Source organism: Paenibacillus sp. WG02 (assembly GCF_055396115.1).
Map to the genome: position 1 here is coordinate 5304206 of NZ_AP036016.1, position 12110 is coordinate 5316315.

11 protein-coding genes are annotated in these 12110 nt (G+C 44.1%); 6 read left to right on the forward strand and 5 right to left on the reverse strand.

Features of this window, described 5'->3' with window-relative positions:
* Positions 1-121 precede the first annotated feature (121 nt).
* The gene (locus tag ACBP55_RS24360) at positions 122-2209 is read left to right on the forward strand and encodes an LTA synthase family protein (RefSeq protein WP_464645491.1); all 2088 of its coding nucleotides are present in this window, start codon (positions 122-124) and stop codon (positions 2207-2209) included.
* Between the two features lie 60 nt (positions 2210-2269).
* Positions 2270-2653 (forward strand): YmaF family protein, encoded by a 384-nt coding sequence (locus tag ACBP55_RS24365; protein ID WP_029198033.1) that lies wholly within the window; start codon positions 2270-2272, stop codon positions 2651-2653.
* A gap of 78 nt (positions 2654-2731) precedes the next feature.
* Here ACBP55_RS24365 and ACBP55_RS24370 read toward each other — a convergent pair whose 3' ends face one another.
* Both ACBP55_RS24370 and ACBP55_RS24375 read right to left on the reverse strand, forming a co-directional pair.
* Positions 2732-3712, reverse strand: a complete 981-nt coding sequence (locus ACBP55_RS24370) for an aldose epimerase family protein (RefSeq protein ID WP_464645492.1) — start codon at positions 3710-3712, stop codon at positions 2732-2734.
* Positions 3709-4728: a lysostaphin resistance A-like protein gene (locus ACBP55_RS24375; protein WP_464645493.1), complete on the reverse strand. Its 1020-nt coding sequence runs from the start codon at positions 4726-4728 to the stop codon at positions 3709-3711. Before ACBP55_RS24375 ends, ACBP55_RS24370 begins: the two co-directional genes overlap by 4 nt.
* A gap of 42 nt (positions 4729-4770) precedes the next feature.
* Between ACBP55_RS24375 and ACBP55_RS24380 the strand changes: the two genes are divergently transcribed.
* Genes ACBP55_RS24380 through ACBP55_RS24390 form a run of 3 tightly spaced genes read left to right on the forward strand, consistent with a single transcriptional unit; the run spans position 4771 to position 6841 of the window.
* Positions 4771-6129, forward strand: a complete 1359-nt coding sequence (locus ACBP55_RS24380) for a sensor histidine kinase (protein WP_464645494.1) — start codon at positions 4771-4773, stop codon at positions 6127-6129.
* Positions 6130-6143: 14 nt separating this feature from the next.
* Positions 6144-6581, forward strand: a complete 438-nt coding sequence (locus ACBP55_RS24385) for a response regulator (RefSeq protein WP_464645495.1) — start codon at positions 6144-6146, stop codon at positions 6579-6581.
* Complete coding sequence (locus tag ACBP55_RS24390; protein WP_464645496.1) at positions 6548-6841, forward strand: response regulator transcription factor; 294 nt, start codon at positions 6548-6550, stop codon at positions 6839-6841. Before ACBP55_RS24385 ends, ACBP55_RS24390 begins: the two co-directional genes overlap by 34 nt.
* On the opposite strand, the gene ACBP55_RS24395 is transcribed toward ACBP55_RS24390, so the two are convergent.
* The gene (locus ACBP55_RS24395) at positions 6838-7698 is read right to left on the reverse strand and encodes a YitT family protein (protein WP_464653401.1); all 861 of its coding nucleotides are present in this window, start codon (positions 7696-7698) and stop codon (positions 6838-6840) included. The genes ACBP55_RS24390 and ACBP55_RS24395 overlap by 4 nt on opposite strands.
* A 244-nt stretch (positions 7699-7942) precedes the next feature.
* Between ACBP55_RS24395 and ACBP55_RS24400 the strand changes: the two genes are divergently transcribed.
* The gene (locus ACBP55_RS24400; RefSeq protein WP_464645497.1) at positions 7943-10054 is read left to right on the forward strand and encodes a sulfatase-like hydrolase/transferase; all 2112 of its coding nucleotides are present in this window, start codon (positions 7943-7945) and stop codon (positions 10052-10054) included.
* A 146-nt stretch (positions 10055-10200) separates the two neighbouring features.
* On the opposite strand, the gene ACBP55_RS24405 is transcribed toward ACBP55_RS24400, so the two are convergent.
* Positions 10201-11220: a Gfo/Idh/MocA family protein gene (locus ACBP55_RS24405; protein ID WP_464645498.1), complete on the reverse strand. Its 1020-nt coding sequence runs from the start codon at positions 11218-11220 to the stop codon at positions 10201-10203.
* A gap of 24 nt (positions 11221-11244) precedes the next feature.
* A complete protein-coding gene (locus ACBP55_RS24410; protein ID WP_464645499.1) occupies positions 11245-12021 on the reverse strand; it encodes a sugar phosphate isomerase/epimerase family protein in 777 nt (258 codons plus the stop codon).
* Positions 12022-12110 lie beyond the last annotated feature (89 nt).

Here is a 12110-nt window from a genome sequence, read left to right on the forward strand (position 1 = left end):
AACAATTAACTGTAATAATAAATGTTATAGTTAGGACTGTCAAGTGCTATCTTTCATCTTTTTCGATAATATAAGATAATGGACGAATGGAACTGGCTCATATAGAACAGGAGTTATAAGAATGACTAATTTAATACAAACACTTAAGCATGTACCTTCTCGCATTTTGATTGTTGTAATCCCTTTTCTTCTTATGGGCATGGTTGAATACTTAGAAAGAGGCACCTATGAAGAACTTCATAAATGGGTCATGTCACACCCACTTTCAATGGTTCTTGCCTACTTTGTTGTTGGAACTATGTATTTATTCTTTATTGCTTTAACAGGTCGAAGCCGGTTATCTTTTTGGATGCTTTGTGCAATTTTACTTCCTTTAGGAGCCATAAGCGGCAGTAAATTAAAAGCTATTGGAGCTCCATATTATCCATGGGACCTTGTATTTAATAATCAAATTGTTGAGTACAAAGCATTTTTGCAAGGGTATCTCAATTTTAGGATAATAGGTACAGTGGCCATTTTCCTCGCAATAATTGCTTTATTATTTCATTTGACTTTGCTGCATCGACGTATCCAATTCACTTGGATTGAACGTAGTATTTATGCTGTTATTGCCATCATTATGGCGACTAGTCTTTATACGGACAAGCCGATTCCTTTCATGAATCTATATGGCATTTATACGGTGCCTTGGGATCAAACGATCACCTACGATGAGAATGGATACTTGTATTCGTCTGTTCAAATGTTAGGTTTTCTGAAGGTTGCAAAACCAGATGGTTACAGCAAAAAAGCCATTACGTCCATTCTTGAACAGATTCCTGAGCAAAAAGCGGCAAATGACAAAAAGCCAAACATCATCGTGATGCTTGGAGAAGCATTCTGGGATCCAACGATCATGAAAAACATCACATTTAGTCGAGATCCAATACCAAATTTGCACCAGCTACAAAAAACATTCACCAGCGGTTGGATGTTGTCACCACAATTCGGAGGCAGCACTGCGAATGTTGAATTTGAAGTCTTATCAAGTAATTCCATGCGATTCTTCGGGAAATCACCGGATAAAATACTGCCATATATTGAGTACATGAACCATGGCGTTGACTCTTTAGCCAGTATTACGACGAGGCAGGGATATACGGCTACCTCCATTAACCCGTTCTTCAGCTATTTCTTCGACAGCAGAAAGGTGTACAAGCATTTTGGGTTTTCACGTTTCATTGCGAGTGAGTTTTTCCCCAATGATTTTGAAGGTCCGAACTATGCGGACCGAGCGGTTGTAAAGAAGATTATTGAGGAAACGGAGAAAAGCAAGGGGCCTGATTTCATTTTCGCGAACACGATGGAGAATCATCATCCCTTTAAACCCGGGAAATTCATCAAAAACACGATTGAAGTTAAAGGAGATATCACTCCTGAATCCAAGGGTATTTTAGAGACATACGCCCAAGGTATCTCGGGTACTGACAAAGCGCTGCAGTCCCTAATTGATTATTACTCAAATAAATCCGAGCCAACGATCATTCTCTTTTTCGGGGATCATTTACCTTTCTTCGAGGAAAATTATAAGGTTTACCGCGATGCCAAATATGTTCTTCCTGATGATCCGGATCTGTATACAAAGACACATTACACGCCTTTTTTAATTTGGAACAATTTCTTGCCTGCGGATCAAGAGAAAAAGGATCTAAAAATCAGCCCATCCTTTCTAGGCCCTAAAGTTCTTCAAATGGCTGGTGTTCAGGGCAGTTACTACACAGACTATCTCTACGCATTGTCGCAAAAAATTCCTGTCATCCCGCCAAATGAGATGTGGGACAAGTATCAAATCAAAGAAAGTGATCTCTCCGACTATATGAAGCTTCAATACGATAATTTATTCGGAGGCCGGTATGGGTACGAAGCAAAAGGCTTTAAAGACTCGATTGTACAACCAGGTTACACTTTGGGGTACGGCGATCCTGTTATTACAAAGGTGATTCAAAATGATAAAAAGCTTCAAGTTGTTGGTAAGCCCTTTTATTCCTCCTGTAATGTATATATTGATGGCGTAGCGTTTAAATCCAATTTCGATGGTGAAGATACGCTTTATGTCGATCTGTTAGAGAACCCACCTTTAGAGGCTGGAAAACCGCATCAAGTCGAAGTGCGTATTTATGATGACAAAAAGATGAAGATTGGCCAATCCAACCTTTATCCTCTCCCCTAGTCATGAGTCTTGCCCCCCTCGAATAGGATGAAGCATATCCTGTAGCCGAGGGGGTTTTTCATGCACCCGCGTATCCCGCCTGCTCATGTTCATTTCTTTAAAACTATAACAACAGAAGAATTAAACCATCATCACTTATTACGACTATATACGTTTAGTGCAAACGGTACGGCTTATGACAATCACGTACATCAATACTCAGGTATTTCCGGCATCCGATATGGCCATTATCATGCCTACTACGGAACGACAGGGCCTCCCATCGCCCTTCAAGATGGAACTCATTTTCATTTATTAGATGGCACCGTCGAACTGAATGCTTATAACACCTCACGAGGGGGTGCGCTTGTTAAATCTAAGGAGATTGAGGGACTTATTCAAGAGCTGCATAAGCATAGTTACTCTGGTTATTCAACTGTTGGGTTTGGTTATGAGCCTTGGTGAGGCATCCGGAATAAACAAGAAAAAGAGTCAAGCTAGAAAGCAAATTGTGACTTTCTAGCTTGACTCTTTTTTTGTGTGCTACTGTAAAGGTTCAATATGAATGGACCACTTAAATTTGAAGGTTTCTCCCGCTGCTAAGCCCTGGGCACCTGAAATTTCTGGAGAAAAGGGCTCGTTGAATACGTTCATGATGCTCGTATAAGGTTCAAGTGACACAGCTTCCGTCCACGGCGCTGTGAATAGCACATGAATGGGAAATTTGTCTCCCATGTCGTACACGAGCTTAGTCCCCCGAGCTTCATATTGAAGCTCGCAGGTTTGCGGGCCAGGCTCGATGCTGAGCATCTGCGAGCCGCCCGGGTAATTCGGCAGCTCCGTGACGAGCGTGCCTTCCTGCAGCGCCGCTGTGAGCGGCGAAGACGCGGGCTCCGCCGCCGCGTAGCCATCCGCGCTGAGCGGCCACTCTGCCGCCGCGGGAATCACCACCCGCACGCGGTTGGCTTCGCCCTTCGCGAACGCGAAGTACGGGTGAAAGCCAAGAGATAGCGGCATCGTTTGGCCGCTGCGGTTGGCGATTTCACCGCTGAGCGACAGCGTACCGTCCTTCAGACGGTACGTGAAGCGAAAGCATGCGGCGTGTGGATAATACGCCAGCACGTCCGGATGCTCCGCGAAGTCGAACTCCGCGGAGACAAAGGCCCCGCCAGCGGCATCCGCGCCGCTGGCAATGACCTTCCACGGCCGCTCGCGCAGCTCGCCGTGGGCGTGGTCCGGCTCCCGATTCACGGGGAGCCTGTAATCGCGGCCTCCGAAGGAGAAGGCCGCAAGCTTGACGCGCCCCGGCGGGAACAGAATGGGCACGCCGTAGCGCGAAGACTTGACGCGAAGCTCAGCTAAGCTGGCTGGCTTCGCGATGTAGGCATGGTTCCGCACATCGAAGCGGAACAGATGCAATCCGACGGCCGGAATGACTTCGGCCTCGGCCTGTGCATGATGGTCGACTAGGCGCAGGGTCGACTCCCCGTCCCACTCGCTGTTGATAATCTCGTACTGGCTCATAATGAATCCTCCTTAGTATGTAGCATTTGCTTAGCACGACTTTGATAGTATGTAGAAATCATAACAATTCCAAGTATAAGGATTATAGTGGTGACCAAACTGCCCTCTGCCCCAAAGTCCGCTCCTGAAATAAATGAAGCTCCCTGTATCTCGGTCTTAATGAGAGACGACATCGGTGTACCAGATACATCGAATCCGAGGATGCAGCCCTGAAAAAAATTCCAAGACAAGTGCATGCCGATCGGCATCCATAGACCGCCCGAGTACTCTCTACATAAGGCGAATAATAAGCCTGCTAGAAGTAAATTCAAAATTGGAAGCGGCGAACTCCACATACCAGGATTAAATGTATGCAAAAAGGCAAAAACAATCGTCGAAACCGTCATACCTGATATGGCGCCGAACCTGGCCTTCACCAGTCCTTGTAAATAGCCGCGCGCAAATAACTCTTCATTTACAGCAACTCCTACGAAGAGTAAAAAACCCCACGTCAGCTCGAGCCCGAGCGTTCCAGTCCATTGAAACGAGACTATCTTAATCCCACCCAACAGCCAGATCCCTGCACTACTGACCGTAATAAGTAAAGCGCCTGCACCGAAGCCTTCTCCTAATTTTCTGCCAAGCAGGTGAGTATGCAGTCCAAGTGTCCAGCCTTTACGTCTCTCGAAAATGGCATACGAAAGAATTACGCCGCTAATAAAACCAATGATTTGCGCCCATAAAGCTGCCTTTATAAAGAATGGATCTCCAGCAACTCCTGCCATACTTAACTCCTGAGCTGCTGGATGTCTCAGAATAGATACAACAGCGGCTACGATCGATAATAACACGGTAATAACAACAATGAAAACGAGTGTTAATAGTACTTTACCCACAATTGTTAGAATGGATAAAAACTTTGACTTGTTTACCTCGATAAGGTACCACTCCCTTCTAAACCACTTATTCGAGAATAATTGCCCATATCCTGCCAACCTCGGAAGGAAAGGATACTCTTGTGCAAATGTTGGCTCCATGCCACAATAGAAGAAACATTAGACTCATTTGACGGAGGAAACATGCTTTTCGTTCTATTTGCACTCTGGATCATCGCGTTGGGGCTTGTCATGGTAGATCCACGATCCAGTACGATGCGCTGGATGAGCGCTATTGCTTTTACTGGTGGCTTCGGGGCACTTGCTGCCGTTTTATCTGAAACATTTATCCCCTATATCCAACAAACAATACCCAACCCATCCATCAGTGCTTTACTTTATCGCGTTATGGGCATAAGTTCACTGATATCTTACTATGGATTGCCATACTCATTTGCCATGCTTTCTTTGAGATATAACGGATCCTGGCAGAAACCAGCCCTTCAAACTTGGCTGCCAATTGGTCTACTCATTCCTCCCATTGCCTGCCTGCTTTTCACACCTGGTTACACGGAGGAATTGCCTATTGCTTTTCCCATCGTAGCCTCCTGGGCTGTTCCTTACATTCTCATTGGCACTTTCCTAATTGTAATCAAAACAGAACGGCTTCCGGCAATGAAGCGAACGCATTTGTTTACCTGCTTAGCCCTCCTTCCGCCTATCCTTTGTGTAGGCATACTTAATTACGTTATGCCAAGCTTCGGTTTTTACCGTATGTGGGTCTATCACGTATGGATTCTTGCTTTTGTTGTACCTTTTTTTGTGTTTACCTTTTTCAAATACGGTTTTCTCGGCATGCGTTTGCTCATCGAGCGTCGCAAGCTGGACTCGACGCTCCGTGCCATTACATCAGGAACAGCGATTTTGAACCATTCGATTAAGAACGATGTCGGGAAAATGCGTTTGTTCCTCGAGAAAATGAAGCAGCATGCGGAGGAAACGAATCAACCGGAACTTATGCAAGACATCGATGTCGTCATGGGGGCTTCCACGCATATTCGTGACATGATTAGCCGTGTACACGAACAAACTCAAGAACTCCCTCTCCGGGAATCTCCAGTCGATTTAGCTGAGCTTATTCGTAACGTTCTTCTTCCTCTTGGACCTTACCTAAGTAAAATTCAGGTGAACCAGAACATCCCTGAGAACTTAATTCTTCAATTAGATCCAATTCAAATTGCAGAAACGTTAACCAATATACTTATGAATGCAGTGGAAGCGATGCCCAAAGGCGGCGAGCTAACGATGAAAGCATTTCATGCTAAGAAGAACATTATTTTGGAAGTAAGAGATACCGGAATTGGCATGGAGAAATCCGTGCTGAAGCAAGTATTGGAACCGTTCTATACAACCAAAAGCGGCAGTCATAGCAACTTTGGACTTGGACTCGCTTACTGCTACAGTGTTATGAAGAAACATGGAGGGGCTTTGGAATTAAGCAGTGCGCCAGGGAAAGGCACGAGTGTGTTTCTAACATTCCCCGGCAACCGACTATTGAGATAAAGGGGGATTCCTGCTTGGAACCAATACGAATATTGATTGTTGAGGATGACCTTGACTGGCTTCGCGGCCTTAAAGCTTATTTGGATCGTCAACCCGATTTGAGCGTTGAGAGCACCGTATCAACCGCAGAAGAAGCAAGGGAACTATTTGCTAATAAGGAACCAAAAGCCGATGTCGTTCTCATGGATATCATGCTGCAAGATGAGCCCGCGGGCATTGGACTTGCTGAACAAGCACTTTTATCTTGGGGCGCCAAGGTCATTATGCTTACCTCGATGGAGGAGAAAGATTTCATCTTCCGTTCCTTTCAAGCCGGTGCTATTGACTACCAGATCAAATCCCGATTCGAAGAGTTCCTGCCATTATTCGAGCCGTACATGCACGTCAATCTTCGATTAACGCGGCAGTTGCTGAACAAATGCGAGAAGAATTTCGCAGGCTTAAAAAGCTAGAACACCAGTTTAAAGTAAAAGAAGTCAGCGATCTAATCACACCTACTGAGCTTCAGGTATTGGAGATGATTGATCAAGGACATACGCAAACGGAAATTGCGAACCGCTTTTTCATTTCTTTGCGAACCGTCAAAATTCATGTGGGGCATATCTTGAAGAAATTAGGTAGTCCGAGCAGCAAAGATGCCGCACAGAAAATCAGAGACTTGGGCTTGTTTGAACGAGGACATACAACGGGCGGCGACGGCAAAGAGGACTAATGGATGTCCCGCTTCTTGAACCGTCCGCCTTTGACATCGTGGATATTGCCAACTGCTAGAAACGCTGCAGGATCGAGCTCATCCACGATGGATTTCAATTTCGCTTCCTCCAGCCTTGTAATGACACAGAAGATGACCTTCTTGTTATCTCCCGTGAAGCCGCCTTCCCCTTCCAGATAAGTCACACCGCGCCCTAAGCGGTCCAGAATAGCTTCACCTATTGATCTGAAGCTATCGCTGATAATCCACACAGACTTCGACTCATCAAACCCTTCAATGGTCACATCAATCATTTTATAAGCAATAAAATAAGCGATTAGCGAATACATCGCACGATCCCAACTGTATACAAAGCCTGCACTGCCTAGAATGAATAGGTTGAAAAACATGACAATCTCGCCTACGGAGAATGGAATCTTTTTGGAAACGAGAATCGCAACAATTTCTGTCCCATCTAGTGAACCCCCGAAACGGATAACCATTCCTACCCCAATACCGAGAATGATGCCGCCGAAGACAGCAGCAAGCAATGGATCATTGGTAAGCTCTTTCACTGGGTGCAGCAGATAAGTTCCCGTGGACATGACCAGAATTGCGAAAAGCGTTGATAATGCAAATGTTTTACCTATTAATTTATATCCGATAAACAGGAATGGAAGATTTAATAAGGTCAAAAATATCCCGACTTGAATATTGGATAGATACGATAAAATGATGGATACCCCCGTGATGCCTCCGTCAATAATTCGGTTAGGGACTAAGAAAATCTCCAATCCAAGTGACATAAGCACAGCGCCTAAAAATAAAAACACGCTGCGCCGAAGTAAAGCTTTCTTGGTCATTCTTCGATGCTGCATTTGCATTGTCGCTTTTTTCAAATATTGAAGCTGTTCCTCCGCCATACAATCCCCTCCATATCTCTTTCCTCTATACATACATTTCTCGACAAAACCATCTATTTCCTGCAAATTAGGCCTTTCCTTTGATACTTTATTATAAAAAATGTTAGATAATATACCATCGAATATTAACGGTGGCCATGGTATAATGATGGCTGTTATCATTTACAATTTCTTAATTTGAATGTCATAGGAGACATATATGAACCAGCACATTAATCGCTTATTGCTTCTAACCCGGAACCGATTGCCACTTTTATTAATTACCCTAATTCCTGTCTTGATCATGGAAATTTTGAGCCGCGGGAATTATATAGAAATGATAACTTGGAGTTACAAGCATCTGCTTGAACTGCTATTCAATGAATGGATCGTCTTCAGCTTGTTATTATTGTTCATCGCCATGATTGGCCGGACTAGAATTGCCTATTGGGTCATTTCAGGTATTCTTCTTGCCTTGGCTCTCGTAAGCGGCGTTAAGTTGAAAATATTAGGGGTCCCTTTAACACCTTGGGACATCGTCTTGGCCGGCGAAGCTTCGGATATGGTGAAATATATCTCCAATATTCTTAGCTTCCAAATCATGATAATGCTTCTTTTTTTCCTCGCTGCCAGTTATTTTTTGTTATACCGCACGACCTTGATCTCGAAAAAGGTTTCACTAAAAGAACGTGGAATCCTAGCTGTGATCGCGATTGCAATGTTGTCTGCGGTTTACACGGATCTGCCTCTTCCGATTCAGAAATGGAGCGGTATCAAGGCATCCGTATGGAACCAAGTTGAGAATACCACAACGAACGGCTACGCATTAGCAACGTTTCTGAATACCAAGTCGATGTTAACCGAAAAACGTGAAGGTTACGATGATAAAGCTGTTCAAGCTATTGTCAGTAATACACCTAAGCCGATTAAAGCCGGGGATCCAAACAACCCTATAAAACCAAACGTAATTGTTGTGTTAAGTGAGGCATTCTGGGATCCAACCGTCATCAAAGGTGTGGAATTCAGTCGTGATCCCATCCCTTTCTTCCATAAGCTGCAGCAGACGGGGACAAGCGGCACGATGCTTTCACCGCAGTATGGCGGGGGTACCGCTAACGTCGAGTTCGAGGTGTTAACCGGCAATTCTATGCGTTTCCTACCGCAAGGGTCTATCGCCTACAATCAATTCATTACGAATGAAGTAGATTCTTTGGCAAGTATTTATGCTAGACAAGGCTATACTTCAACAGCGATAAGTCCATTCTACAATTGGTATTTCAACAGTAATAAAATATATAAGTACTTTGGCTTCTCCAAGTATATTCCAATCGAATATTTTAAGCCTAACTATTCAGGTCCTTATATCGCTGACAGCGAAGTTGCTGCTAATATTATTCATGCCACCGACCAAAGCGATGGACCCGATTTCGTATTTGCCAACACGATGGAAAACCATTTTCACTTTTTCCCAGGTAAGTTCCCAAAAAATACAATCGATGTTACTGGCAATATGTCTCCTTCTTCTCAAGGTATGCTTGAAACGCTTGCCCAAGGCATTAATGCCTCAGATAAAATGTTGAAGGAATTAGTTGACTATTATGACAAAAAGGGTGAACCAACGATTATCGCTTTCTGGGGAGACCACTTACCAGCCCTAGGTGATGATTATGCCACTTACATTGACACGAAGTATATTAGCGGCAAAGACGATCCTGATTTCCTGAAAAAGATGTACAGCGTTCCGCTGGTCGTTTGGAACAATTTTGACCATGAGCGCAAAGATACCTTAAATATTAGCCCTTCTTTCTTAGGCCCTTATCTTATTGAATTATCCAAACAGCAAGGCAGCTATTATACCGATTATTTAAGTCAACTTTCGAAAAAGATCCCAGTCATACCACCGAAGGATCATTATGAGTCAATGAATATTAATGAACAGGACCTTAAGGATTACGAGACCTTGCAATATGATATCATTTTTGGCGATCGGCATGCTTACAAGGATTATAAAGTTCCCATTATTAATTCTAAGTATATGCTCGGATTCGGGCCGATCCAGCTTGAAAAAGTCGAATCAGATACGCAGGATCTATCTGGACGTTCGAGTGTAACCCTAACGGTGAGAGGAAGCAATATCCCCCCCCTTGGCTATGTTACTTTAAATGGCAAAACCCTTCCAAGCACATGGCAAGATGAACATACACTGACTGCCAAGGTCGAAGGTCATTTACTCAAAGCTGGCATCTGGGACATTCAAGTGAATGTCAAAGATTCAAAGGAAACCATCGTTGGTAAATCAAACACCTTGCCAATTGAAATAGGCGGGCGTTAAACGAAATTAGACGTCTAGCCCCCTTCTCTCTAATATGAGAAAAAGGGGGCTTTTCTGTATGGAAAATTTTAAATGAAACAGGACCTCAGTCTCTCATAAGAAAAAAGCTCAATCCACGAATGGATGAGCTTTTCAATATCGTATGATTACAGGGAGATCATTTTTCCTGTTGCTTCGGATTCGAAGGCTGCTAGGATGACTTGCAAGGAGCGAAGCCCCTCTTCGCCGGAGATACGCGGCTTTTGGCCCTCCAGTATACTCGTTACGAACTCGTCGATAACACCGCTGTGCGTTTGTTTCTCGTTCGTTGCGATTTGTCCGACTTTATAACGTTCAACCGTACCATCACGAAGCTCAACGATGACTTGGTCATTCGGATCGGTATCAATTTTGATTACACCATTCTCGCACCATAACACAGTTGAGTTGTCTTGACCTTTATAATAAGTCCAGCTAGCAACTAATGAACCAGTAGCGCCGCTTTTCATGCGAAGCAAGCAAGTCGCATTATCGTCAACATCAGTACCTTCTTTATGCAGGGTACCGACGAAAGCAGCCACTTGTGCAACCTCATCAGCAAGCAACCAACGAATTAAATCTGATTTGTGTACGCCAAGATCGCCCATCGCGCCCATTGTTGCTTCTTCTTTGCGGAAGAACCAACTTTCGCGTCCGTCCACGCTCCACCCTTCAGGACCAGGATGTCCGAAAGATGTACGGAATGTCAGCACTTTCCCTAATTTGCCGGAATTCAAAATTTCTTTGGCTTTGACATGTGGAGGCATCAGTCGTTGGTTGTGACCAACCATCAAAAACACGCCATTTTTCTTTGCCGCTTCAATCATTGCCTCTGCTTCTTCTGCCGTTGAAGCCATTGGCTTCTCAACCAGTACGTGAGCACCTGCATTTGCAGCGGCAATGGATACTTCAGCATGGAGGAAGTTAGGTGTGCATACACTAACCGCATCCACTTTCTCCTGCTTCAACATTTCGGTATAGCTGCTGTATGCTTTGCCGCCGTGCAGCTTCGCATAGTGCTCCGCTCTCTCCAGAACAGGATCAACGAATGCGACGAGTTCAACACTTGAATTCCAAGCATATTCCGGGATGTGTCTATGTTTAGCGATAGCGCCGCAACCTACTACGGCCACTTTAATTTTGCTCATGTTTATGAATGCTCCTTTTAAAGGTTAGTTATGAACATTTGTGTAATGCTCTTTTACCCAGTTCAAACTGTTCTCCACACTTGTAAGTGGAGGCTTTTGGCAGTGATCCTGCTCAACTACTAACCATTCCACGCCAGCTTGCTCAGCCGCTTTAATCACTTTTTCCAAAGGAACATCGCCTAAGCCCAGTTCTAGTGTTACTAGTTTACCGTCTGCATCTTTCGTGAAATCTTTGAAATGAAGCAGCGGTAATCGACCCGCATATTTGGCTATGTAGGCAAGTGGATCTTGACCAGCGAATTGAACCCAACAAACATCCATCTCTACGTTAATTGCATCTTCACCTGTTTTGGCAAACATAGCATCAAAGACGAACTCGTCATCCACTTTATAATGAAATTCGAAATCATGATTGTGATAAAGGAATTGCAAACCTTGTTTATTCGTTTCTACGGCAATCGCTTGGCATTCAGCAATCAATGCTTTCCATTGGTCTGCTGACTCCCGTTCTTCAGCACCAACATATGGGCAAATCGCATACTTTGCACCGATTGTTTTTAGGTAATCAAGTTCCCCTTGCAGATCTTTACGAAATCTCTCTAAACTCACGTGGCTGCCAAATGCCTTCAAACCCAGCTCATCCAATAGCTGCTTGAGCTCATCTGCAGGCTTTCCATAATACCCAGCAAATTCAACGCCTTCATATCCTAACTTCGCTACATGGCGAAGTGTGCCTTCCAAATCTTTCTCCATATCATCTCTTAATGTATACAATTGCAGACCAATTCCTAAACGTCCCATTCGTTCTCCTCTTTTCTCATCATCCATATTTTGATAAATCGAACATAATAGAATCAGTATAATGGATCATAGCCTTATATGACCATTCA

Coding starts and splice junctions, on each gene's coding strand:
- ACBP55_RS24410 (WP_464645499.1), bottom strand. CDS start 12,021: ATGGGACGTTTAGGAATTGGTCTGCAATTGTATACATTAAGAGATGAT.
- ACBP55_RS24405 (WP_464645498.1), bottom strand. CDS start 11,220: ATGAGCAAAATTAAAGTGGCCGTAGTAGGTTGCGGCGCTATCGCTAAA.
- ACBP55_RS24370 (WP_464645492.1), bottom strand. CDS start 3,712: ATGAGCCAGTACGAGATTATCAACAGCGAGTGGGACGGGGAGTCGACC.
- ACBP55_RS24360 (WP_464645491.1), top strand. CDS start 122: ATGACTAATTTAATACAAACACTTAAGCATGTACCTTCTCGCATTTTG.
- ACBP55_RS24375 (WP_464645493.1), bottom strand. CDS start 4,728: ATGGAGCCAACATTTGCACAAGAGTATCCTTTCCTTCCGAGGTTGGCA.
- ACBP55_RS24380 (WP_464645494.1), top strand. CDS start 4,771: ATGCTTTTCGTTCTATTTGCACTCTGGATCATCGCGTTGGGGCTTGTC.
- ACBP55_RS24365 (WP_029198033.1), top strand. CDS start 2,270: ATGCACCCGCGTATCCCGCCTGCTCATGTTCATTTCTTTAAAACTATA.
- ACBP55_RS24400 (WP_464645497.1), top strand. CDS start 7,943: ATGAACCAGCACATTAATCGCTTATTGCTTCTAACCCGGAACCGATTG.
- ACBP55_RS24395 (WP_464653401.1), bottom strand. CDS start 7,698: ATGCAGCATCGAAGAATGACCAAGAAAGCTTTACTTCGGCGCAGCGTG.
- ACBP55_RS24390 (WP_464645496.1), top strand. CDS start 6,548: ATGCGAGAAGAATTTCGCAGGCTTAAAAAGCTAGAACACCAGTTTAAA.